Below are 21944 nucleotides of genomic sequence, written 5' to 3'. Positions count from 1 at the left end.
CACGATGGACCTCGAATGGCGAGATCTCGCTTTTCATCGAGAGATTGGTTCGGCCATCGACGCGCTCGATGGCCCGCATTTCTGGGCGCGCCTCACGCGCGTGCTCGAACGGCACCTGGATTTCGACAACTGGGTCGCGCTGCGTTTCGCACGCGATGGCGCGCCGCTCGTGCTTGCCGAACAGGCGATGCCGGACGGCAAGATCGACCTGATGTTCCAGGACTACCTTGCCGCGCTCTACCAGCTCGATCCGTTCTATCTCGCCGCATTCGAAACGCAGGCGTCGGGCTTCTACACGCTGGCCGACGTCGCGCCGGACAACTTCCGGATGACCGAGTACTACCAGCGCTATTTCAAGAAGAACATCGTCGGCGACGAAGTGCATTTCAACGTCGTGATCGATCGCGATCACACGCTGGGTTTTTCGCTCGGCAAGACGAGCAAGTACGACGAGCGCGAGATAGCCTTGCTCACGCTGTACACGCCGTGGGTGCTGTCGTTGATGCAGCAGCGCCTGCGCTTCGAGACGTTCGCCGTGAAGGAGGCGCCGCGTGCAACGGAAAGCGAGCTGCCCGATCCGCACGCGCGCTTCGGCACGCTGACCGGCAAGAGCGGACGCGGTGCGTTGACGACGCGCGAAATCGAAGTGGCGATGTTGTCGTTGAGCGGTTTCTCGTCGCGCGCGATCGGCGAGAAGCTGTCGATCTCGTTCGAGACCGTGCGTGCGCATAAAAAGCATATCTACGCAAAGCTCGGTGTCGGGTCGCAATCCGAGCTCTTTGCGTTGTTCTACGATCCGGCAAGAGCGGGTGAATCCCCGTGATTTGCCGCGTGTCCTGACGGCCCGGATGCCTGCAAGCGGCCTTCGTCAGGCTCCCCAACGGTATCCAGGTCGAGCCGCAGATCCGTCACGAATGCACTCCCCGGCTGGCGCGACAGCGTGAATCCGACGGAACGCGCAAGGCCTTTCATCGCATCGTTCTCGGTCAGCATCGTGCCGACCATCTGCCGCATGCCCGAGCGCCGCGCGAGATCGATCAGGCTCGACAGCAGCATACGGCCGAGCCCTTGCCGCTGCCATGCGTCGTCGATCACGATCGCGCATTCGACGATCTCGGTTGCTCCATCGTCAATCGCATAACGCGCAACGCCGATCAAACGCTCGCGACCGCCGGCGCGGATCGTCGCGATCACCGCGCCTTCCCGCCGGCGATCGATGCGGGTCCATCGGATCAATTCGTCTTCCGTCGGCTTACGTGCGGACATCAACCTCATGTAGCGGCTGCGGCTCGACAGCCGGTCGACCAGTTCGCGTTCGATGTCGAGATCGCCGGGCTCGATCGCACGCAGGAAGATCGGCGTTCCGTCCCGCGCGTCCCGGACGCGCCGGACGCCGAGCGCCGGCGCATCCTGCCCGGCCGTGACGCAGGCCGCCCATTCGGGCGCCATCGTATCCATCGTGCCCTCCGCCTTTTCCTGCCGGTCGGCGCGTCGCCACCGGATCGCCGCGTACCCTGCCCTGACCTTATGCATCGATTATCGGGACGGCCGCCCACCCGATAAATGCCTGGCGGAAGACTTCACAGTTGGTCGTGCGGAAACAATGGACCGCCAACGCGAAGCCGGCACGCCATGTGCCGGTGTCATCGCCGTCATTGGCGCGGCAACTACCACTACTGCCAGTACCTGCGCTGTCCGTGCCCCCTTAACCTTGTCGTCATCGCTGGCGCGCCGTCGAAGGCCGCGCCGCTTCGACCGGAGACACGACAGATGCCATTTGACTGGACGCAGGAGCAGCACGCGACGCGGGCGCGGTTTCGCGATATCGGCGCCGGAATCGCCGCCGCCGTGGAACGCGACGGCCGCGCGCCCGCCGGATTCGACGAAGCCGGCTGGATGAAGCTCGGGCAGGAAGGACTGTGGGACATGATCGTGCCGCAGACGTATGGCGGCGACGGTCACGGCTGGTGGCACTTTTCCGCGGCGCTCGAAGGGCTTGCGTCATCGATCCGCCGCCCGGCGCTGCTGCTGTCGGTGATCGCGCAGGCCGGCATGGTGCGCGCACTCGAACGGTATGGCACGGCCGCGCAGCAGGACCGCTATTTCGGCGCGATCCTGCGTGGCGAACTGAGCGCGACCGCGATTGCCGAGCCGGGCACCGGCACCGACGTGCGCAGCATCGCGACGACGCTCGCCGAGCACGGCGACGGCTACAGGCTGACCGGCAGCAAATTCAATATCGCGCATGCGCCGCTCGCGCGCTTCATCCTCGTCGTCACGCGCATCGAAACGCCGGGCCGGCGCAACACCGCGCTCGTGATCGTCGATCGCGACCAGCCGGGCATCACGGTGAGCCCGCCCGACCGCAAGCTCGGCCTCGACGACCTGCCCACCGGCGCGCTGCATTTCGACGACTGTCCGATCACGCGCGGGCAACTCCTCGGCGAACCGGGCGCCGGGCTCGGCAACCTGATCGACATCATCTCGCTCGGCCGGCTCTATTACGGCCTCGTCGCCGCCCAGGTGACGGCGCCCTATCTGCGCGACGCGATCGGCTATTGCCGCGAGCGACGCAGTTTCGACAGCACGATCGATGTCCACCAGTACGTGCAGCGCCGCCTCGTCGATTTGCAGATCGGCATCGAGCGCGGCACGTGGCTCGCGCGCGGCGCGCTCGCGCAGTTGCTGACGGATCACCCGCACGCGCTGATGACATGCTCGATCGCGAAGCTCGTCGGCGCTCAGGATCTCGTCGACAGCGCGCTCGGCCTCGTGCGGCTGTACGGCAGCCTCGGCTACCAGGCCGGGCCGGTGGCCGCGTTCGCGGCGGACGCACTGGGCTTCATGAGCGTCGGCGGCACCGAGGAAATGCACCGCAAGAACATCTTCAACCAGATGATGCGCGCCGGCTGATCGCCCGCGCCATCGCCACGCGCACCGCGCGCCTTACAGGAAACCACGCATGACACCGACGAACCGACGCCCTTCCCGCCTGCGCCGCTCCTGGCTGTTTCTCGCCGGCGCCGATCACGATGCGCTCGTTGCCGGCACCGCGAGCGGTGCCGATGTGCTGATCCAGGAACTCGAAACCTTTACGCCGCCCGACCGGCGCCCGGCCGCGCGCGAACTGAGCGAGCGGGTGCTCGCGGGCTGGCGCGATGCCGGCGTGCTGGCGTCCGTACGCGTGAATCCGCTCGACGCGGGCGGCATCGACGACCTGCGCGCCGCGATGCGCGGCCGCCCGGACATCGTGATGATGTCGTACGTCGCGACGCCCGAGCAGGTCGTCGCGCTCGACGAAGCCGTCACGCGCTTCGAGCGCGAATACGACATCGCGCCGGGCTCGACCGAACTGGTGCCGAACGTCGAGACGACGCTCGGCCTCGTGAACACGATGGCGATCGCGCGCTCGAGCCCGCGCGTGTCGGCCGTGCTCGTCGCGACCGAGGACATGGTGGCCGACATGGGCGCCGAGCGCACCCGTGCGGGCCGCGAGCTCGACTACGTGCGCTCGCGCTTTCGCGTCGAATGCGCGGCGGTCGGCGTGACCGCGATCGACTGCCCGTACAGCTATGCCGACAACGAAGGCGCGGAACTCGACATGCGCGTGTCGCGTGGCCTTGGCTACCAGGCGAAAGCGATCGTCAACGCGCAATTCGTGCCGGTCGTCAATCGCGTGCTGACGCCGACGGCCGACGAGGTCGCCCTCGCCCGCCGCGTGATCGACGCGTTCGATCACGCGCGGCGTACCTCCGGCGGCCGCCGCGTGGCCGCGGCCGTCGTCGACGGCTTCCTCGCGGAAGTCCCCGACTATCTCGCCGCGCATCGGCTGATCGCCCGTGCGACGCAATTCGGCATCGCATGAGTACCGCCATGGACACGATCGCCACGCGCCTGAAGGCGCTGAAAACCCTCGCGCATGCCGCGCCGCACGTGCCGGCCGACCACTGGGCCGACACGCCGCATGCGCAGTTCGAACGCTGGCTCGACGAGGCCGTGACCGCCGGCGCGCTCGAACCGCAGGTGACGACGCTGTCGACGGTCCGCCCGGACGGACGGCCCGATGCCCGTTCCGTCGTGCTGCTGAATGTCGACGCGCGCGGCTGGCATTTCGCGGCGAACGCACGCAGTCCGAAGGGCCGCCAGCTCGCGAACCGGCCGTTCGCGGCGCTGACGTTCTACTGGCCCGCGATCGCGAGCCAGATCCGGCTGAGCGGTCCGGTCGAGCGGTTGCCGGACGCCGAAGGCCATGCCGATTTCGCGAGCCGCCCCGAGCGGTCGCGCGCGAGCATCCTGGCCGGACGGCAAAGCGAACGGCTCGACGATCCGGCCGACCTGACGCGTGCGATCGACGCGCAGCTCGAACGGCTGGCCGCCGATCCGGCGCTCGTGTCGCCCGACTGGCACCTGTATGCGCTGGCCCCCGACGAAGTCGAGTTCTGGCGGGCCGACAGTTCGCGTCGTTTCGCGCGGCAGGCCTATCGTCGCGCCGGCGCGCGCTGGGAACGGTGTGCGCTATGGCCGTGAAGCGTGACGAACCGCCGCCGCCGCGCGACGGCGCGCATGACGGCCTGCACGACGACACGCGGCTCGCGCACGCGGGCCGCGACAGCGCCGCGTGGCACGGCTTCGTCAATCCGCCCGTCTACCATGCATCGACCGTGCTCAGCCCGACGGTGTCGGATCTGCTGAACCGCACGCAGCCGTATATCTACGGCCGTCGCGGCACGCCGACGACGGACGCGCTCGAGCGCGCGGTGACGAGCCTCGAAGGCGGCGCCGGCGCGGTGCTGTGCCCGTCGGGCCTGTCCGCGTGCACGCTCGCGCTGCTGTCGTGCCTGAAGCCCGGCGACCATCTGCTGATGACCGCATCGGTCTACGGCCCGGTGCGTCACGCATGCGAAGGCGTGCTTGCGCGGCTCGGCGTCGAGACGACGTGGTACGACGGCAGCACGCCCGTCGCAGCCGCGTTTCGTCCGAACACGCGTGCACTGTACGTCGAGGTGCCCGGCTCCTACACGTTCGACATGCACGACATCCCTGCCCTCGTGCGGCTCGCGCATACGCACGGTGCGCTGGTCCTCGCGGACAACAGCTGGGCCACGCCGCTGTTCTTTCAGCCGCATGCTTTCGGGATCGACCTGTCGATCCAGGCCGGCACCAAGTATCTGGTCGGGCACTCGGATGCGATGCTCGGCACCGTGTCGGCCAACGCGCGCGCATGGCCCGCGCTGAAGCAACTGCATGGCGATCTCGGACTGTGCGCCGGCCCCGACGACGTGTATCTCGCGCTGCGCGGGCTGCGCACGCTCGGCGTGCGGCTGCGGCAGCATCAGCGCAATGCGCTTGCGGTCGCGAGCTGGCTCGCGACGCGCGCCGAAGTGCAGCGCGTGCTGTATCCGGCGTTGCCGGGCGACGCGGGCCACGCACTGTGGCGCCGCGATTTCCGTGGCGCGTCGGGGCTGTTCTCGATCGTGCTGCAACCGGCTCCCGCACATGCGATCGACGCGTTTCTCGATCATCTGACGCTGTTCGGGCTCGGCTATTCGTGGGGCGGCTACGAGAGCCTCGCGCTGCCGTTCGAACTGGACGCGCACGGCCTCGCGGCGCGCTGGCCGGCCGGCAGCCGCGGCGTGCGCCTGCACATCGGGCTCGAGGATGCGGACGACCTGATCGCCGATCTGGCGGCGGGCCTCGACCGCTACGCGGCATGCGCGTCGACCGCCGCCTGCGAGGATGCGGCGCGATGCTGACCGTCTGGGGCCGCCGCACGTCGTTCAACGTGCAGAAGGTGCTGTGGCTCATCGGCGAGCTCGGCCTGCCTTACCGGCATATTCCGGCCGGCGGCGAGCACGGCTCGCTGCAGACGCCCGCGTTCGCGGCGCTGAATCCGACCTGCCGGATCCCGGTGATCGACTGGGACGGCGACGTCGTGTGGGAGTCGCACACGATCCTGCGCTATCTGGCCGCGCGCGTGCCGAACAATCCGTTCTGGTGCCGCGACACGTTCGCCCGTTCGCGCGCGGAGCGCTGGATGGACTGGTCGCAGACCGCGCTCGAACCCGACGTGATGACCGGGTTGTTCTGGGCACTCGTGCGAACGCCGCCGGAGCGGCGCGACGATGCGATCGTGCGCGACAAGGCCGCGCGCAGTGCGACGCATTACCGGCTGCTCGACCGGCTGCTGTCGACCCAGCCGTTTCTCGGCGGCGCGACGCCGGGCCTGGCCGACATCCCGGCCGGCGCGACGCTGTTCCGCTATTTCTCGCTCGACGTCGAGCGGCCGCCGTTGCCGCACGTCGAGGCCTGGTACGCCCGCCTGTGCCGACGGCCCGCCTACCGCGAACAGGTGATGGTGTCGTTCGACGCGTTGCGCGGCCAGCCGGGCTGACCTTCTACCGACCTCACGACATGACGCATTCCGCCCTTCGTCCGATCCTGATCGTGCTGCATCGCGAACAGTCGAGCCCCGGCCGGATCGGCCGGCTGCTCGCCGCCCGCGGCCATCCGCTCGACATCCGGCGCCCGCCGCTCGGCGATCCGTTGCCGGCGACGCTCGCCGACCATGCGGGCGCCGTGGTGTTCGGCGGCCCGATGAGCGCCAACGACGGCGATCGCTGGATCCGCGACGAGATCGACTGGATCGGCGTGCCGCTGCGCGAGGCGGCGCCATTTCTCGGCGTCTGCCTCGGCGCGCAGATGATGATCCGCCACCTGGGCGGTCGCGTGAACGCGCATCGCGACGGGCGCGCGGAAATCGGCTACTGGCCGATCGCCGCGACGCCGGCCGGCCGGCGGCTCGGTTCATGGCCGTCGCATGTGTATCAGTGGCATCGCGAGGGCTTCGAGCGCGTCGCGGGGCTCGAGATCCTCGCGACCGGCGAGCATTTCGAGAACCAGGCCGTCCGTTACGGGCCGCGCGCGTACGGTGTCCAGTTCCATCCGGAAGTGAGCTATCCGATGATGCGGCGCTGGAGCACGGCGGCCGCGCACAAGCTGGGGGTGCCCGGCGCGCAGGATCTCGCGACGCAGGCGAACGAAGGCTGCCGGCACGACCGCGCGACGGCCGCGTGGCTCAGCGCGTTTCTCGACCGCTGGCTCGACGGGACGCCGGCATCAGGTCTGCACGGTCACGTCGGAGATGCTGATCAGCCCCCACTCGACCGCGCGCAGCACGGCTTCGTGCCGACGTGACACGTTGAACTTGCGGCGGATGTTCATGAAGTGGAAGTTGATGCACGACTCGGTCACGTTCAGGATGTGGCCGATTTCCCATGAGGTCTTGCCGGCCGCATGCCAGCGCAGGCACTCGACCTCCCGCCGGCTCAGACGCGGCACGCTGTCGGGCGGTGCGTGGCAGCGCGTGCCGGCGATCGCTTCGCAGGCGATGTCGCGCAGCAGCGTGAGCGCCGCCAGATGCCGGTCGCAGCGCTCGCACGTGGTGGCGAGATCGTCCGCGCTCGCGCACGACAGCATGCCGACCTCCCCCTTCGGGCCGCGCACGGGCAACACGACGCCGCTGCGCATGCCGTACGCGGCCGCCGCCTCGTAGCATGGCCGTTGCCCGGGCAGCCCGAACAGCGCGCCGTCCCAGACGAGCGGCAGCGCCGAACGGAAGCAATGCTGCAGCATCGGGTCGATGCGGTCGAACTGCCGCTGCCGGTACAGCGCCGTCCAGCCCGGCACGCCGCTGCTCCACTTGCGCGCGAGATCGAACGATGCGCCGGCAAACGGCAGCACGATCAGCACGACCTTGTCGAACCCCATGCCGGCGGCCGCGTCGGTCATCCGCTGCCATGACGCGTCCGTGTCGCCGGGTACCAACCATTTCAGACAATCCAGTCCTTTCATACAAGCCACCCCGTTTATTAGTTGGAATCTGCAATCAGGCGGACTTGCGCAACCGGTTCGAGGCGTTGCGCGCGAACGGGCCGCGCTAGACCGCCTCGGTCAGACGTCGCCGACCCGCCTGCTTCGCGTCGTCGAGCGAAGCCGTCACGTCGAACGGGATCCCGAACGCCTTTTCGATGCCGGATGCGTTCGCGATGGCCGCTTCACGCTCGTTCGGGTCCGGTTCGACCGACACGAGCGCGCGGCAGACCGCGGCGAGCGCGGCGCGGTTCTGCTTGAGCCACATGCCGCGCTCCTTGCGGTCGTCGTGCGGCTCGTCGGGGCGGGCCGGCGGAAAGATCATGACAAACGGCTCGCCGTGCCGCATCAGCGCGTGCATGTCGTCGAGCCAGCGCTGCGCGTAGCCGCGGGCGGCAATGGCGTCGTTGCGCACGACGACGAGCGGGAATTCCGTGACGTCGAACACGGCGAGCGTCGCCAGTGCGGACGGCGTGTTTCCAGCGTGGTGGGTAGGCATCGGGTCAGTCTCCATCGAGTTGAACAGCATGGGTCGGAACGGGCCGCGCGGCACCCGCTTCATCGTTTCGCGGCAGCGCCGGGGCCGAACGGCGGGCGGGCGAGCCACACCACCGCGATCACGGCGAGATACACGCAGCCGAGCGCGAACGACACGTCGTTGAACGAGATCTGGTACGCCTGCGCGTCGACCAGATTGCCGAGCAGCGCTGCCGCGCGTTGCGGATCGCCGCCGCCCAACTGCGTGAGTTCGGCGCGAACGGCCGGATCGAACCTGCTCAGGTGTTCGCTGAGCTGCGCGTGATGCAGGATCGCGCGCCGGTCCCACAGGAACGACGTGATCGACACGGCGAAGCTCGCGCCGAGCGTGCGCAGGAACGTCGACAGGCCGGAGCCCGCGGCGATCTCGTCCGGCTTCAGGTCGGACAGCAGGATGCTGTTGATCGGCATGATGAACAGCGCGAGGCCGAGGCCTTGCAGCAGCTGGATCAGCGCGATGTGCGTGAAGTCGACGTCGGGTACGAAGCCCGCGCGCAGGAACGACGACGTGCCGAGGATCGCGAACGCGCAGCACACGAGCACGCGCATGTTGAAGCGCGGCGCGTACTTGCCCATGAACGGCGTCATCAGCACGGGGATCACGCCCATCGGCGCGACGGCCAGCCCGGCCCAGAACGCCGTATAGCCGAGCGTGCGCTGCAGCCACTGCGGCACGATCACGTTGACCGCGAAGAACGCCGAGTACGCGAGCACGAGCGTCAGCGTGCCGGCCGCGAAGTTGCGATGTGCGAACAGCCGCAGGTTCACGATCGGGTTCGGCTCGTTGAGTTCCCAGATCAGGAACAGCGCGATCCCGAACGCGGCGACCACCGACATCACGACGATGAACGTCGAATTGAACCAGTCGGCTTCGTTGCCCTTGTCGAGCACGATCTGCAGCGCGCCGACGCCGACGACGAGCGCGGCGAGCCCGACATAGTCGACGCGCGCGGCGACCGTCGTCTCGACGCGCGCGCGCATCTGCGCGAACACGCACATCGCGGCGAACACGCCGATCGGCAGATTGATCAGGAACGCCCAGCGCCACGAGTAATGTTCCGTCACCCAGCCGCCGAACACGGGGCCCGCGATCGGCGCGACGACGGTCACCATCGCGATCATCGACAGCGCGAAGCCGCGCCGCTGCGGCGGGTAGATCGACAGCATCAGCGCCTGGGTGGTCGGGATCATCGGCCCGGCCACGAGGCCCTGCAGCGCGCGGAACGCGACGAGCTGCGGTAGGTTCTGCGCGAGGCCGCACAGGAGCGACGCGAACGTGAACGCCAGCGTCGCCCACACGAACAGCCGGACCTGCCCGACACGCTTGACGAGAAACCCGGTCAGCGGCAACGCGATCGCATTGCTGACCGAGAACGTCGTGACGACCCATGCGCTCTGCGTCGTGCTGACGCCGAAGTTGCCGGCGATCGTCGGCAGCGAGACGTTCGCGACGGTGCCGTCGAGCACCTGCATGAACACCGCGAGCGCGAGGCCGAACGTCGTCAGCGCGACGCTCGACGGGCGAAAGCCGGCGTCCGCGGCCGGCATCGGGCCGCTCATCGCACACGCTCCGCGCGCACCGCCGCCGGCAGGTTCGCATGCACGACGTCGGCGATCAGGCTGTCGGCGCGCGCGAGCTCGTCGCGGTACACGTCGGTCCTGAACACCGGCGCGTCCTGCGCGCGGCGCGACAGCATCGCACCGCTGCGGTCGTGCTGGTCGACGCGCGCGTGCATCGACAGGCCGATGCGCAGCGGATGCGCGTCGAGTTGCGATGGATCCGTCAGCTCGATGCGCACTGGCAGGCGCTGCACGATCTTGATCCAGTTGCCGGTCGCGTTCTGCGCGGGCAGCAGCGAGAACGCGCTGCCGGTGCCGACACCGAGGCTCTGCACGCGGCCCTTATAACGCACGGCGTCGCCGTACAGGTCGGCCGTCAGCTCGACCGGTTGCCCGATCCGCATGTGCTCGAGCTGCTTTTCGGTGAAGTTCGCGTCGACCCACAGCTCGCGCAGCGGCACGACCGCGAGCAGCGGCACGCCGGGCGACACGCGTTGGCCGACCTGCACCGTGCGCTTGGCGACATAGCCGGTGACGGGCGCGACGATGTCGGTGCGCGCACGGGCAAGATAGGCCGCGCGCAGCCGCGACGCCGCGGCCTCGACGTCGGGATGCGACGCGACCGCGGTGTCGTCGACGAGCGCCTTGCTCGTCTGGTGCTGTTCGCTCAACGTCGCGAGCGCGCTTTGCGCGGCGGCGTACGCGCTTTGCGCGGACGTCAGCGTATCGAGCGCATGCGCGAGCTCCTCGCGCGAGATCGCGCCGGAGCGGCCGAGATCCTCGCGGCGCCGGTAGTCGGCCTTCGCCTTGTCGAGCGCGGTGCGCCGCGCGTCGAGATCGGCGCGCGCGCCGTCGATGCTGTTCGCGAGCCCGCGCTCGTTGCTGTACAGGCCGCGCACCTTGCGCACCGTGGCCGCGAGGTCGGCCTGTGCGGCCGCGAGCGCGATCTGCGCGTCGCTCGCGTCGAGACGGACGAGCGGCGTGCCGGCGCGGACGAGGTCGCCGTCGTCCGCGTCGATCGACACGACGGTGCCCGTCACCTGCGGCGTCAGCTCGACGACGTTGCCTTGTGCGTATGCGTTGTCGGTGGACTCGTACCAGCGGCCGACGAGCCCGTACCAGATGCCCCAGCCGACGATGCCGAGCGCGAACGCGGCGACGAGCGCACGCACGAGGTGCTTGCGTCTTGCGGGCGGCGGCGTGGCCGGTGCGGCGCCGCCCGGTGCCGGTTGCGTGCGGGCGTCCGACCCGCCTGGCGCGCGCGGCGCGCCGGTGTGGTCGGCCGACGGTTGCTGGCGGGCGCTGGCCGGATCGGCGGCTGCGGGCCGCGCGGGAGTCTGCAGGGTGTTGTCGCTGCTCATGGTTCGATGTCAAGGACGGTGGGAAGGAGTGGCGGCGAGCGCGACGTCGTCAGGCTCGGCACGGAAGCCGCCGCCGAGCGCGGCGACGAGCTGCAGCGACTGGTCCGCGCGCTGGGCGCGCAACGCGGCGACTTCGCGGCTCGCGATCAGGAGCTGCTGGCGCACGACGAGCGCGTCGAGGTAGCTGCCGACGCCCGCGCGGTAGCGCGCGTCCGCGAGCCGCCATGCATCGGTGGCGGAATCGAATGCGCGCTGCTGCGCATCGGCCTGCACGGCGAGCGAATGCAGCCGGTGGAGATCGTCGGCCACCTCGCCGATCGCGCCGATCAGCGTCTTGTTGTAGCTGGCGACCGCGACGTCGTATTGCGCGTCGCGCTTGCGCAGCACGCCGCGCCGTTCTCCGCCGTCGAAGATCGGCAGGCTCACGGCCGGGCTGACGTTGTAGGTGCGCGACGCTGCCTGGAACAGCGATGCGCCGCCGCGCGTCGCGAGACCGATCAGCGCGGTGAGGCTCACGTCGGGCAGGAAGTCCGCGCGGGCGGCCGCGACGTTGCGACTCGCGGCTTCCACCCGCCAGCGTGCGGCGACGAGATCGGCGCGCCGGCCGAGCAGCGCGGCCGGCAGGTCGGCCGGCACCGCGAGCGCGGCGGTGGGCAGCGGCGCGGGCCGCGCGAGCGCGAGGCCGCGATCGGGGCCCGCGCCGAGCAGGATCGCGAGCGCGATGCGCGCGCTGTCGATCGCCTGCGCCGCGCGTGCCTGCTCGCGCATCGCGGCCGCGACTTCGCTTTCCGCCTGGCGCTGCTGCGCCACGTTGTCGATGCCTTTCGTGACACGCTGACGCGTCAGCGACAGTGCTTCGTCGGCCCGTTCGTATTCGGCCCGCGCGACGTCCTGCTGATCGAACGCATAGGCGAGATTTACGTAGGCGCGCGCGACGTTGACGGACAGCAGCACGCGCGCGGCCCGTGCATCGATCTGCGCGGCCCGCGCTTCGCCGAGCGCGGCTTCCCACGCCGCGCGGCGGCCGCCCCACAAATCGAGATCCCAGCTCAGGCCGAGATTGATTTCGCGCGTGTGGCTGAAGAACCCGCCGCCCTCGGCCGTCGAGAACTGCGTGCCGGACGTGCGTTCCCCTTTTGCGCCCGCGCGGCCGACCAGATGCGGCAAGCGGGCAGCCTGTGCTTCGATCACGAGCGCCTGCGCCTCGCGCGCGCGCGCATCGGCGGTCGCGAGATCGGGATTGCCGGCAAGCGCTTCGTCGATCAGCGCATTCAGCTGCGCATCGTTCAGCGCAACCCACCAGTCGGCGGCCGGCCAGTCGGCGGCCGGCGCATGCGCGAGGCTGCGCGCTGCGGCGAGCGTATCGGCGCCGCGCAGCGTGCCGGCCGGCGCGAGCCCGTCGCGGCTCGCACATGCACCGAGCATGGCGAGCGCCACGATTGCGGCCATGTGCGACAGGACGCGCCGCGCGACGGCATCGCGTGGCGAGGGAGCAAGTGCTGCGTGCATCGCGTTCCTCTGCTTCGTTTGGGTTTGAACACGACACGCATTGTTGGACGCTCCCGAGTAAAGCTGATAATGTTGTTTAGACAAAAAATAATGAATTCTGGCCATGCCCATCCGAGAAGCCTCTCCCGCCCGCGCGGCGCAACGCGCCGACGCCGATCCGAGCGAACGCGCGGACGGCCCGTCGCTGATCGCCGTCTGGGGCGAGGACGACGGCAGCAATACCTACCAGCTCGGCACGCGCGAGGTCGACTGGCACAGCCATCTGCGCGGCCAGGTGTTCTGCGTCGAAAGCGGGTTCGCGCACGTGCGCACGCCGCACGGTTCGTGGCTGCTGCCGCCGCATCGCGCGGGCTGGATTCCGCCGGGCGAGCAGCACAAGGTCAGCATCAGCGGCGCGTTGAGCGGCTGGAGCGTCGTGATCGCGCCGGCCGCGAGCCGCCGCATGCCCGACCAGCCGTGCGTGATCGCGATCACCGATCTGATGCGCGCGCTCGTGCGGCGCGCGGTGTCGTGGGCCGACCAGGACCGGCTCGACATCGAACAGGCGCGCATGAGCGTCGTGCTGCTCGACGAGATGCGCCGCGCGCCGCACGAACCGCTGCACTTGCCGATGCCGCACGACCGGCGGTTGCTGCGGATCGCCAATGCGATCCTCGGGCAGCCGCACGACAGCCGCACGCTCGACGCGTGGGCCGAGTGGGCCGGGCTGTCCGCCCGCACGCTGAGCCGGCTGTTCGTCGCGGAAACCGGCACGAGCTTCGCGCAGTGGCGGCAACAGGCGCGGCTCACGCATGCGCTCGAACGTCTGGCGAACGGCGACAGCGTCGCCAACATCGCCGACGCGCTCGGCTATGCGACGCCGAGCAATTTCATCGCGATGTTCCGCCGCGCGTTCGGCGATTCGCCCGCGCATTACTTCGCGAAGCGCAAGCAGCCGTAATGTCGCGCGGCCTCGCACCGCCCCTATCACCCCTGCCAGTACTGCGCGCGCATCGACGTCGCTATAGTCGCCGTGCGACCGGCCGGTCGGTCGCCCAATGTGACCTGTGGAGGATGTCGATGTCGAACGCCGTCGGATCGGACAACACGCCGATCGTCTCCGAGCAGCAGCTCGCCGATCATCTGGCCGCCGGCTGCAAGCCGGCCGCGCAGTTCCGGATCGGTACCGAGCACGAGAAGTTCGTCGTTTCCCGCGCGACGCATGCGGCTGCGCGTTATGAAGGGCCGTCCGGCATCGCCGAGGTGCTGGCGCGGCTGCGCGGCGACGGGACGCCGATCGTCGATGCCGGGCAGACCGTCGGCGTGATCCAGCGCGACGGCGCCGCGATCTCGCTCGAGCCGGCCGGCCAGCTTGAACTGTCGGGCGCCCCGCTCGATACGCTGCACGACACGCACGCCGAGCTGCACGCGCACCTCGCCGCGGCCCGCGCGGCATGCGATCCGCTCGGCCTGCGCTGCGTGCCGCTCGGTTTTCACCCTCACCTGTCGCGCGACGCGCTGCCGTGGATGCCGAAGCAGCGCTACGCGATCATGCGGCGCTACATGCCGCGGGTCGGCACGCGCGGGCTCGACATGATGCAGCGCACCTGCACCGTGCAGGTCAACCTCGATTTCGCATCGGAAAGCGACATGGCGCGCAAGATGCGCGTGTCGCTCGCGTTGCAGCCGGTCGCCACCGCGCTGTTCGCGAATTCGCCGTTCCGCGACGGCCGCCCGTCGGGCCTGCTGTCGACGCGCGCGCACACGTGGCTCGATACCGACGAGGATCGCTGCGGCGCGCCGGCGCTGTTCCTGTCGCGCAGCTTCGGCTTCGAGCGCTACGTGAGCTGGCTGCTCGACAACGTGCCGATGTATTTCGTGCGGCGCGGCGATCGTTATGCGGACGCGACCGGGCACACGTTCCGCGATTTTCTGCGGCGGCGCATTCCGCACCTCGAAGGCGAGACGCCGACGCTGGGCGATTTCGCGGACCATCTGACGACGGTGTTCACCGAGGTCCGGCTCAAGCGCTATCTCGAGATGCGCGGCGCCGATGCCGGCTCGCCCGACATGATGGTCGCGCTGTCCGCGTTCTGGACCGGCCTGCTGTACGATCCGGCGGCGCTGTCGGATGCCGGGACGCTCGCTGCCGAGATCGACCGCGGTACGCTGCTCGCGCTGCGTCGCGACGTGCCGCGTACCGGGCTCGATACGCCGGCCGGCGGCCGGTCGTTACGCGCGATCGCGGCCGATGCGCTCGCGATCGCGCATCGCGGCCTGCGCGCGCGGGCGCGCACGGATGCGGCCGGCCGCGATGAATCGATGTATCTCGCGCCGCTCGACGAGATCGTCGCCGGTGCGCCCACGCAGGCCGAGCACTGGCTGGGCCGCTATCGCGACGCGTGGGCCGGCGACGCGACGCGCATCCATGACGAAGCCGCCATCTGAGCGTGTCGCGCCGGGCCGCTCACGCGCAACAGGCGAGCAGCGGCTCGTGCGCGAACTCGGCGCCGAGCGGCAGCGGGTGGCCGCGTCGCCGCGTACGCACCGCGTGCGCGAGCGTCTCGAACAACTGCGCGGTGTCGGCGAACGACAGGCACGCGTCCGTGATGCTCTGCCCGTAGCGCGGCGGCACGCCGGGCACGAGATCCTGCCGCCCTTCGATCAGGTTCGATTCGATCAGCACGCCGACGATGCGCGTATCGCCGGCCGCCACCTGCGCGGCGACTTCCGCGCCGACGGCGAGCTGGTTCCGGTACTGGCGGCGACTGTTGCCGTGGCTGACGTCGATCATCACGCGCGGTGCGAAGTGCGCGGCCATCATGCGTTCGCAGGCGGCGTTCACCGCGGCCGCGTCGAAATTCGGTTCGCGTCCGCCGCGCAGCACGACGTGCGTATGCGGATTGCCGGGCGACGCGCTTGCGCATAGCCGGCCGCCTGCATCGATCGACAGGAACCGGTGCGCGTGCGCCGCCGCGCGCATCGCGTCGACGGCGACCTGGACATTGCCGTCGGTGCCGTTCTTGAAGCCGATCGGAATCGGCAGCGACGACGCGAGCTCGCGATGCACCTGCGACTCGACGGTGCGCGCGCCGATCGCGCCCCAGGCGATCAGATCGGCCAGGTAGCGCGGCGACAGCGGATCGAGCAACTCGGTCGCGGCCGGCATCTCCGCGCCGTTGATGTCGCACAGCAGCGCGCGGGCCGTATGCAGTCCGACGTCGATCCGGTCGCTGCCGTCCAGCAGCGGATCGTTGATCAGCCCCTTCCAGCCGACCGTCGTACGCGGCTTCTCGAAATACACGCGCATCACGATTTCCAGCTCGTCCGCAAAGCGCGCGCGTTGCAGCGCGAGCCGTGCCGCGTAGTCGCGCGCGGCGTCGGGATCGTGTATCGAACACGGGCCGGCGATGACCACGAGCCGGTCGTCCGCGCCGTCGAGCACGTCGACGATCGCGCGGCGGGTCGTATGAACGGTGCGCGACGCGCGCCACGCCGGCGGCAGCGCGCCGGCCAGATCCGCAGGGGACGGCAAGCGCAGCACGGCGTCGCGGTTTGTCGTCCAGGCGTTTGCATGCATGGGGACTGCCCTCCTGTCGATAATGAACGTGACTTTTTACTACAGCGCGACTGTATTGAATGGTGCTTTCGGCGCGCAACTAACATAGTTATCAGTTTCTAATTCATAACCTTATGAATGAGGTAAATAAGCGTCGGATTCGATAATTGAGGATCCTGTCGTCATGCCTGTTCGCGGGAGTCGAATGGAACGTTCATTGGGTTTTCGTTCGGAAATCAGGCCGTGATCTTGCAGCGGCGAATGCGTCCGCATGCGGCTTTCCGCCACGCTTCGCTATTCGTTCTGATAGTGGCGGCCCGATAGTCGTTCGATTAATTTTCGGATGCCCGACAGGCCATTCGGGCTCGAAAATATAAATCAACCCAGTCATTGCGGAGAGTCACCATGTCGAAACGGCATTACGAAACCCCCATTCACGTCAAGTATCGCGATACGGATTCGATGGGGCATGTGAGCAGCCCCGTCTATTACGACTATCTGCAGCACTCGTACCTCTGCTACATGTTCGATCTGCTCGGCCTGCCGCGCACTGAGAAACTGCCGCACATCATGGTGAAGACGCAGTGCGAGTACCTCGCACCGGCCCAGTTCGGCGACAACCTGACCGTCCGCTCGAGCATCGTGCGCTTCGGCAGCAAGAGCTTCGATCTCGAACACCTGATGGAGCGCGACGACCAGACCATCGTCGCGCGCGGCGTGTCGACGCACGTGATGTTCGATTACGCGAACAACACGACGCTGGCCGTGCCCGACGAATTCAAGACGCGCGTGCTCGAATTCCAGGGGTCGCTGTGATGCGTGCGCGCGCGCTCGGGAGCGACACGTGAGCTGCGCGGTGGCGCGCGCCCGGCGCCGGATCGGTGCGATCGTCGAGCGGCGGGACGATCGCGCGATCGTGATCGTCCGGCATGCGGCGCAGGCGCTGCTCGAGCCGGCGGCGCTCGAGCGGCACCGTGCGCTCGCGTGCCGCCACGAGGACGAGCTGGAAGTGCTGCTGCAGCCGTGCGGCGGTGCGCACGACGGCGTGCGGACGCTGCTCGGCCGGCTGCGGGATGCCGGCGTGGCCGTGGCGCTCGACGCGGCGACGGTTGCCCACGATGCATCGCTGCTCGAATTCGCGAGCTGGGTCACACGGTGTACGACGGCCGACGGTCTGGCCGCGGCACCCGACGACACGGCCGTGCCGGGTGGTGCGCTGCTCTACGGGCTGGTCGTGCGATGGCGCGATCTGCACGGCAGGTGGCGGCGGCCCGAGCGCGACGCGGCGCCTGAACGCGCGCCGCGGACCATCGCGGCGGATGCGGCCGAGCACATCGCGGCCTGCGATCCGGACGAGCAGGTGCTCGGCGCGCTGCTCGACGCCGATGACGCGTCGACCGGCGCGGCGCTCGACACGCTGTCGGACGCGGTGCGCGCGCGACGGATCTGCCTGGCGACGCGGGCCGGCTGGCCGCTCGCGCGACGGTTATGAGCCCCGCCGTCGCGACGGCCGGCGGGCGCGCGTTTCTGGTCGGCATGATGGGCGCGGGCAAATCGACGCTTGGCCGCGCGCTCGCGGCTTCGCTCGGCTGGGCGTTCGCCGACAGCGACGACGAGATCGAGCGGCGCACCGGCCGCTCGGTCGCCGCGCTGTTCGACGTGGTCGGCGAAGGCGGCTTTCGGCTGCTCGAAGCGCATATCGTCGACGAGCTGACGCAGCGCGCGAACGTGGTCGTGGCGACCGGCGGCGGCTCGGTCCTGAATCCGCACACCCGCGCACGCCTGAGCGAGCGCGGCAGCGTGATCTATCTGCATGCGGATCCCGATGTGCTGTGGCGGCGTACGTGCGACGACACGCGGCGGCGGCCGCTGCTGCAGGCGGGCGAACCGCGGCAGACGCTCGCCGCGCTGTACCGGACGCGCGACCCGCTGTATCGCGAATGCGCGCATGCGCTGGTCGATACGACCGCACACGATGTCGCGCACGCGACGGCGGAGGTGTTGACGCTGCTGTTTGCGCGGAGGAACGCGCCGGCGTGACGGCGCGGTCGCTTCCCTGCCCTTCGATTCGACGACGCGCTCGACGTCATACGCGTTTTTGAAGTGGCGAGTTTGGATTTGCGATAGTGCTATCGTGATAAGAAAAGTTATCCGGATGGAGGTATTTTCTTATCCAACCTCGTGTTTTCGTGGCAAACGAATCGACGCTTCAAGCTCCCGGAAAATCGGTCCATCAGGCACGATCCCGCCCCGCGCCGACATTCTCCCGTAGCGCCCCGACTTGGCGAGCACCCGGCGCGGCGGTGTACCCGACTCCAGCGCGGCGATCGCCGCAGACCCTCGCCTTTCCCGTCATTTGTTCCCGCGACGCAAGACTGTTGCTCCATGGCGGGTGTTCGAAATCGTGACCGGCACGCCTACAGTCTGCCCATCGGATTCATCGATCCGGTCGGCATCGAGGCCGAACACCATTCACCTGTCGAGGTACATCATGAGCGCATCCAAAGTCATCATCGTCACTGGCGCATCGCAAGGCATCGGGGCGGAAACGGTCAACGCATTCCGGGCACGCGGCCATCGTGTCGTCGCGACGTCCCGTTCGATCGGCCCGTCGCACGGTCCCGATCTCGTCACCGTCGCGGGCGACATCGGAGATCCGGCCGTCGCGCACCGTGTGGTCGATGCGGCAATCGAACATTTCGGCCGTGTCGACACGCTCGTCAACAACGCGGGCATCTTCGTCGCGAAGCCGTTCACGCAATACACCGCGGACGACTATGCGCGGATCACGAGCGTCAACCTGAACGGCTTCTTCCACGTCACGCAGCGTGCGATCGCCGCGATGCAGAAGCACGGCAACGGCCATGTGGTCAGCATCACGACGAGCCTGGTCGATCACGCGAACAGCAACGTACCGTCGGTGCTGGCGTCGCTGACGAAAGGCGGATTGAATGCCGCGACGAAGTCGCTCGCGATCGAGTATGCGAAGGCCGGCATTCGCGTCAATGCGGTGTCGCCCGGCATCATCAAATCGCCGATGCATGCGGCCGACACGCACGCGACGCTCGCGTCGCTGCATCCGGTCGGCCGGATGGGCGAGATGAGCGATATCGTCGGTGCGATCCTGTATCTCGATTCGGCGCCGTTCGTCACCGGCGAAATCCTGCACGTGGACGGCGGTCAGAGCGCCGGGCATTGAGCGCCGGCGTCGAAGCCGCGAGCCGGTGCGTCTATCGCGATGCGCCGGCGCGTTTGCCGCGTGTGCCGGCTGTCCGGTTGGCAGGCGCCTGCGCCAACTGTTCGACGAGAAAGTCGACGAACACCCGCACGCGCGACGACAGAAAGCGTGCATGCGGGTACAGCAGCACGAAGGGCCGCGAGCGGCCGCCGAGGCCGGACAGCACTTCCACGAGCGTGCCGGCGCGCAGATCGTGCTCGACGATGAAGCGGTAGGTCTGGAACAGCCCTGCGCCGCTGCGCGCGAGCGTCACGCCGGCCAGGACGTCGCCCGACGTGCCGTAGCTGCCGGCCGTCGTGACGTCGATTTCATCCGCGCCGTCGTCGAACAGCCAGGCAATCGTCCGTCCGCTGCTCGGCAGTTCGAACTGGATGCATTCGTGCGCGTGCAAGTCGGCGATCGCGGTCGGCGTACCCGCGCGCTTCAGATAGTCGGGCGTCGCGACGACGACGAGTTCGGCGTCCTCCAGCTTGCGCGCGACCAGGCTCGAATCGGCCGGCGCGCGGCCGCGGATCGCGAGATCGTAGCCTTCCTCGGCGAAGTCGACGTTGCGGTTGCTCAGGTGAGTTTCGATGCGTACCGCCGGGTAGCGCTCGCGAAACGCCGGCAGCAGCGGCAGCACGCGATAGTGCCCGTACGGCGTCGGCATACTGATCCGTAGCAGGCCGGCGGGCGTGGCCTGCTGGCCCGTGGCTTCGCGCTCCGCGTCGACGAGCTGCGACAACGCATCGCGACATTGCTCGAAATAGCGCCGGCCGGAATCGGTCAGCCGGATCTGTCGCGTCGTGCGTACGAACAGGCGCACGCCGAGACGCTCCTCGAGCCGTGCGACCGACCGGCTGACCGCGGCCGGCGTGACGCCGGCCGCATTTGCCGCAAGCGTGAAGCTGCCGAGCTCGGCAGCCAGACAGAACAGCTCGATGCTGCCCAGCAGCAGATCGTCGAATTGTCGTTGCATGGGGCGATTCCTGCCGTCTCGGCCATGGGGGACGCGGTGAAGCAACGAGTGTGCATGAATCTCGTGCGGGAAACCAGCCGGTGCGGCGGGCGCGATTCGTTACATGACGTCCCGACTCAATTGCGCGGCCGGCATTTACCGGCTTCGGCCGCATGACTACAGTGATTCACGGGCCACGCCGGCCGCCCGATCCCTTTTACCGCAAGGAGCACGACATGAGCGTCGAACAGAATCTGGCCGAACTCGGCCTCGCATTACCGGAACCGCCGAGTCCGCTCGGCAGCTATACGGCCGTCGGCGAAGCCGGCAACCTGCTGTTCGTGTCGGGACAGTTGCCGCTCGCCGACGGCAAGCTTGCTTATACCGGCCGTGTCGGCGAGCAGTTGAGCGTCGACGACGGCAAGCATGCCGCGCGGCTGGCGGCACTGAACGTGCTTGCGCAAATCCGCAAGCATCTGGGCGGGTTCGATCGCCTGCGCAAGATCGTGCGCGTCGAGGGGCACGTGAGCTCTGCCGACGGCTTTTTCGGACAGCCGGCCGTGATCGATGGTGCGTCCGACCTGTTCGCCGCCGTGCTCGGCGCCAAGGCCGGACATGCGCGTTCGGCGTTCTCCCAGCACCAGTTGCCGGCCAACGCCGCCGTGATCCTGGTCGTGATCGCCGAGATCGAGGTGGCGTGATGACAGGCCGGACGTGTGGGGCGGCATCCGGTCCCGCAAGTGTTCTCGCGCGCCCTACCCGGCATCCGGCACGCACGTCGGCGCACCGTGCAATCGGGGGCTGGATCGTCTGAAAAGCTTGTCAGGAAAGGCGCTACACGATCCGGATACATTGAAATACAAAATATCGCATACGATTTAATCGAATCCGCTTGACGAGAGAGGTCGTCAGGCGGAAACTGCGTCGCATGCGATCGAATCGCATCTGAGACAAACCAACCGACGGAGCAAATGATGAGCAAGATCGACAAGGTGCTGTACACGGGCAAGACGCATACGACTTCCGGCGGCCGCGACGGCGCGGCGCGCAGTTCCGACGGCCGCCTCGACATCCAGTTGTCGTCGCCGGGCAGCGCCGGCACCGGCACCAACCCGGAACAACTGTTCGCAGCCGGCTGGTCGGCCTGCTTCATCGGCGCGATGCAGCTTGCGGCGCGTGCCGCGAAGGTGACGCTGCCGGCCGACCTCGCGGTCGATGCCGAAGTGGATCTCGGCACCGCGGGCAACGCGTACTTCCTGCAGGCCCGGCTGAACGTGAGCGTGCCGGGGCTCGAGCGCGACGTCGCGCAACGCATCGTCGACGCCGCTCACCAGACCTGCCCGTATTCGAAGGCGACGCGCGGCAACATCGACGTCGACATCCGGATCGTCTGAA

Annotated in this window: 23 protein-coding genes; 15 read left to right on the top strand and 8 right to left on the bottom strand. The window is 68.7% G+C overall.

Translation table 11 applies throughout. The annotated features are described in order from the left end of the window. Positions 1 to 4 precede the first annotated feature (4 nt). Positions 5 to 823, top strand: a complete 819-nt coding sequence (locus QZM15_RS21025; RefSeq protein ID WP_226223380.1) for a response regulator transcription factor — start codon at positions 5 to 7, stop codon at positions 821 to 823. Here QZM15_RS21025 and QZM15_RS21020 read toward each other — a convergent pair. Beyond that, positions 790 to 1458: a GNAT family N-acetyltransferase gene (locus QZM15_RS21020; RefSeq protein ID WP_302107193.1), complete on the bottom strand. Its 669-nt coding sequence runs from the start codon at positions 1456 to 1458 to the stop codon at positions 790 to 792. The two genes, QZM15_RS21025 and QZM15_RS21020, sit on opposite strands and share 34 nt — an antisense overlap. 312 nt (positions 1459 to 1770) lie before the next feature. Here QZM15_RS21020 and QZM15_RS21015 point away from each other — a divergent pair, with 312 nt between their 5' ends. Genes QZM15_RS21015 through QZM15_RS20990 form a run of 6 tightly spaced genes read left to right on the top strand, consistent with a single transcriptional unit; the run spans position 1771 to position 7194 of the window. Then, positions 1771 to 2913: an acyl-CoA dehydrogenase family protein gene (locus QZM15_RS21015; protein ID WP_059585366.1), complete on the top strand. Its 1143-nt coding sequence runs from the start codon at positions 1771 to 1773 to the stop codon at positions 2911 to 2913. Positions 2914 to 2962: 49 nt separating this feature from the next. Further along, the gene (locus tag QZM15_RS21010; protein WP_060318623.1) at positions 2963 to 3865 is read left to right on the top strand and encodes a CoA ester lyase; all 903 of its coding nucleotides are present in this window, start codon (positions 2963 to 2965) and stop codon (positions 3863 to 3865) included. Between the two features lie 8 nt (positions 3866 to 3873). Then, the gene (locus QZM15_RS21005; RefSeq protein WP_059585364.1) at positions 3874 to 4527 is read left to right on the top strand and encodes a pyridoxal 5'-phosphate synthase; all 654 of its coding nucleotides are present in this window, start codon (positions 3874 to 3876) and stop codon (positions 4525 to 4527) included. Next, on the top strand, positions 4518 to 5753 hold the full coding sequence (metC, locus tag QZM15_RS21000; RefSeq protein ID WP_302107192.1) for a cystathionine beta-lyase: 1236 nt from the start codon (positions 4518 to 4520) through the stop codon (positions 5751 to 5753). Before QZM15_RS21005 ends, metC begins: the two co-directional genes overlap by 10 nt. Continuing rightward, a complete protein-coding gene (locus tag QZM15_RS20995) occupies positions 5747 to 6391 on the top strand; it encodes a glutathione S-transferase family protein (RefSeq protein WP_063892451.1) in 645 nt (214 codons plus the stop codon). Before metC ends, QZM15_RS20995 begins: the two co-directional genes overlap by 7 nt. Before the next feature lie 20 nt (positions 6392 to 6411). Continuing rightward, the gene (locus QZM15_RS20990; RefSeq protein ID WP_063896780.1) at positions 6412 to 7194 is read left to right on the top strand and encodes a glutamine amidotransferase; all 783 of its coding nucleotides are present in this window, start codon (positions 6412 to 6414) and stop codon (positions 7192 to 7194) included. Here QZM15_RS20990 and QZM15_RS20985 read toward each other — a convergent pair. The 5 genes from QZM15_RS20985 to QZM15_RS20965 form a co-directional block, all read right to left on the bottom strand. Beyond that, complete coding sequence (locus QZM15_RS20985; protein ID WP_059608823.1) at positions 7117 to 7851, bottom strand: autoinducer binding domain-containing protein; 735 nt, start codon at positions 7849 to 7851, stop codon at positions 7117 to 7119. The genes QZM15_RS20990 and QZM15_RS20985 overlap by 78 nt on opposite strands. 85 nt (positions 7852 to 7936) lie before the next feature. After that, positions 7937 to 8368, bottom strand: a complete 432-nt coding sequence (locus tag QZM15_RS20980; protein WP_302107191.1) for a hypothetical protein — start codon at positions 8366 to 8368, stop codon at positions 7937 to 7939. Positions 8369 to 8427: 59 nt separating this feature from the next. Further along, the gene (locus tag QZM15_RS20975) at positions 8428 to 9966 is read right to left on the bottom strand and encodes a DHA2 family efflux MFS transporter permease subunit (protein ID WP_302107190.1); all 1539 of its coding nucleotides are present in this window, start codon (positions 9964 to 9966) and stop codon (positions 8428 to 8430) included. Then, positions 9963 to 11327 (bottom strand): efflux RND transporter periplasmic adaptor subunit, encoded by a 1365-nt coding sequence (locus QZM15_RS20970; protein WP_081059345.1) that lies wholly within the window; start codon positions 11325 to 11327, stop codon positions 9963 to 9965. Before QZM15_RS20970 ends, QZM15_RS20975 begins: the two co-directional genes overlap by 4 nt. 9 nt (positions 11328 to 11336) lie before the next feature. Continuing rightward, the gene (locus QZM15_RS20965) at positions 11337 to 12776 is read right to left on the bottom strand and encodes an efflux transporter outer membrane subunit (protein WP_230971878.1); all 1440 of its coding nucleotides are present in this window, start codon (positions 12774 to 12776) and stop codon (positions 11337 to 11339) included. Between the two features lie 163 nt (positions 12777 to 12939). On the opposite strand from QZM15_RS20965, the gene QZM15_RS20960 reads away from it, so the two are divergent. Beyond that, complete coding sequence (locus QZM15_RS20960; protein ID WP_059585357.1) at positions 12940 to 13776, top strand: helix-turn-helix domain-containing protein; 837 nt, start codon at positions 12940 to 12942, stop codon at positions 13774 to 13776. A 119-nt stretch (positions 13777 to 13895) separates the two neighbouring features. Continuing rightward, positions 13896 to 15263, top strand: coding sequence for a glutamate--cysteine ligase (locus QZM15_RS20955; protein ID WP_302107189.1), 1368 nt, complete (start codon positions 13896 to 13898; stop codon positions 15261 to 15263). 19 nt (positions 15264 to 15282) lie between these two features. Here the strand turns inward: QZM15_RS20955 and QZM15_RS20950 are convergent, their stop codons facing one another. Continuing rightward, complete coding sequence (locus QZM15_RS20950) at positions 15283 to 16395, bottom strand: 3-deoxy-7-phosphoheptulonate synthase (protein ID WP_099316415.1); 1113 nt, start codon at positions 16393 to 16395, stop codon at positions 15283 to 15285. Between the two features lie 384 nt (positions 16396 to 16779). On the opposite strand from QZM15_RS20950, the gene QZM15_RS20945 reads away from it, so the two are divergent. The 4 genes from QZM15_RS20945 (at position 16780) to QZM15_RS20930 (ending at position 19573) form a co-directional block, all read left to right on the top strand. Then, positions 16780 to 17190 (top strand): thioesterase family protein, encoded by a 411-nt coding sequence (locus tag QZM15_RS20945; RefSeq protein WP_059585355.1) that lies wholly within the window; start codon positions 16780 to 16782, stop codon positions 17188 to 17190. Between the two features lie 28 nt (positions 17191 to 17218). Next, a complete protein-coding gene (locus tag QZM15_RS20940; RefSeq protein ID WP_089464766.1) occupies positions 17219 to 17866 on the top strand; it encodes a hypothetical protein in 648 nt (215 codons plus the stop codon). Further along, the gene (locus QZM15_RS20935; RefSeq protein WP_302107188.1) at positions 17863 to 18414 is read left to right on the top strand and encodes a shikimate kinase; all 552 of its coding nucleotides are present in this window, start codon (positions 17863 to 17865) and stop codon (positions 18412 to 18414) included. Before QZM15_RS20940 ends, QZM15_RS20935 begins: the two co-directional genes overlap by 4 nt. 451 nt (positions 18415 to 18865) lie before the next feature. Further along, positions 18866 to 19573: an SDR family NAD(P)-dependent oxidoreductase gene (locus QZM15_RS20930; RefSeq protein ID WP_302107187.1), complete on the top strand. Its 708-nt coding sequence runs from the start codon at positions 18866 to 18868 to the stop codon at positions 19571 to 19573. A gap of 31 nt (positions 19574 to 19604) precedes the next feature. Here the strand turns inward: QZM15_RS20930 and QZM15_RS20925 are convergent, their stop codons facing one another. After that, positions 19605 to 20570 (bottom strand): LysR family transcriptional regulator, encoded by a 966-nt coding sequence (locus tag QZM15_RS20925; protein ID WP_302107186.1) that lies wholly within the window; start codon positions 20568 to 20570, stop codon positions 19605 to 19607. Between the two features lie 215 nt (positions 20571 to 20785). On the opposite strand from QZM15_RS20925, the gene QZM15_RS20920 reads away from it, so the two are divergent. Beyond that, positions 20786 to 21250 carry a RidA family protein gene (locus QZM15_RS20920; protein ID WP_059585377.1) on the top strand — a complete coding sequence of 155 codons (465 nt, stop codon included), beginning with the start codon at positions 20786 to 20788 and terminating at the stop codon, positions 21248 to 21250. 273 nt (positions 21251 to 21523) lie between these two features. Beyond that, positions 21524 to 21943 (top strand): organic hydroperoxide resistance protein, encoded by a 420-nt coding sequence (locus tag QZM15_RS20915; protein ID WP_059585376.1) that lies wholly within the window; start codon positions 21524 to 21526, stop codon positions 21941 to 21943. The last annotated feature ends 1 nt before the right edge of the window (position 21944 follow it).

This window comes from Burkholderia sp. AU44665 (assembly GCF_030504405.1).
Taxonomy (GTDB): domain Bacteria; phylum Pseudomonadota; class Gammaproteobacteria; order Burkholderiales; family Burkholderiaceae; genus Burkholderia; species Burkholderia semiarida.
This window is presented reverse-complemented; position numbering and strand designations above follow the sequence as displayed.

Coding starts and splice junctions, on each gene's coding strand:
- QZM15_RS21025 (WP_226223380.1), top strand. CDS start 5: ATGGACCTCGAATGGCGAGATCTCGCTTTTCATCGAGAGATTGGTTCG.
- QZM15_RS21020 (WP_302107193.1), bottom strand. CDS start 1,458: ATGGATACGATGGCGCCCGAATGGGCGGCCTGCGTCACGGCCGGGCAG.
- QZM15_RS21015 (WP_059585366.1), top strand. CDS start 1,771: ATGCCATTTGACTGGACGCAGGAGCAGCACGCGACGCGGGCGCGGTTT.
- QZM15_RS21010 (WP_060318623.1), top strand. CDS start 2,963: ATGACACCGACGAACCGACGCCCTTCCCGCCTGCGCCGCTCCTGGCTG.
- QZM15_RS21005 (WP_059585364.1), top strand. CDS start 3,874: ATGGACACGATCGCCACGCGCCTGAAGGCGCTGAAAACCCTCGCGCAT.
- metC (WP_302107192.1), top strand. CDS start 4,518: ATGGCCGTGAAGCGTGACGAACCGCCGCCGCCGCGCGACGGCGCGCAT.
- QZM15_RS20995 (WP_063892451.1), top strand. CDS start 5,747: ATGCTGACCGTCTGGGGCCGCCGCACGTCGTTCAACGTGCAGAAGGTG.
- QZM15_RS20990 (WP_063896780.1), top strand. CDS start 6,412: ATGACGCATTCCGCCCTTCGTCCGATCCTGATCGTGCTGCATCGCGAA.
- QZM15_RS20985 (WP_059608823.1), bottom strand. CDS start 7,851: ATGAAAGGACTGGATTGTCTGAAATGGTTGGTACCCGGCGACACGGAC.
- QZM15_RS20980 (WP_302107191.1), bottom strand. CDS start 8,368: ATGCCTACCCACCACGCTGGAAACACGCCGTCCGCACTGGCGACGCTC.
- QZM15_RS20975 (WP_302107190.1), bottom strand. CDS start 9,966: ATGAGCGGCCCGATGCCGGCCGCGGACGCCGGCTTTCGCCCGTCGAGC.
- QZM15_RS20970 (WP_081059345.1), bottom strand. CDS start 11,327: ATGAGCAGCGACAACACCCTGCAGACTCCCGCGCGGCCCGCAGCCGCC.
- QZM15_RS20965 (WP_230971878.1), bottom strand. CDS start 12,776: ATGGCCGCAATCGTGGCGCTCGCCATGCTCGGTGCATGTGCGAGCCGC.
- QZM15_RS20960 (WP_059585357.1), top strand. CDS start 12,940: ATGCCCATCCGAGAAGCCTCTCCCGCCCGCGCGGCGCAACGCGCCGAC.
- QZM15_RS20955 (WP_302107189.1), top strand. CDS start 13,896: ATGTCGAACGCCGTCGGATCGGACAACACGCCGATCGTCTCCGAGCAG.
- QZM15_RS20950 (WP_099316415.1), bottom strand. CDS start 16,395: ATGCATGCAAACGCCTGGACGACAAACCGCGACGCCGTGCTGCGCTTG.
- QZM15_RS20945 (WP_059585355.1), top strand. CDS start 16,780: ATGTCGAAACGGCATTACGAAACCCCCATTCACGTCAAGTATCGCGAT.
- QZM15_RS20935 (WP_302107188.1), top strand. CDS start 17,863: ATGAGCCCCGCCGTCGCGACGGCCGGCGGGCGCGCGTTTCTGGTCGGC.
- QZM15_RS20930 (WP_302107187.1), top strand. CDS start 18,866: ATGAGCGCATCCAAAGTCATCATCGTCACTGGCGCATCGCAAGGCATC.
- QZM15_RS20925 (WP_302107186.1), bottom strand. CDS start 20,570: ATGCAACGACAATTCGACGATCTGCTGCTGGGCAGCATCGAGCTGTTC.
- QZM15_RS20920 (WP_059585377.1), top strand. CDS start 20,786: ATGAGCGTCGAACAGAATCTGGCCGAACTCGGCCTCGCATTACCGGAA.
- QZM15_RS20915 (WP_059585376.1), top strand. CDS start 21,524: ATGAGCAAGATCGACAAGGTGCTGTACACGGGCAAGACGCATACGACT.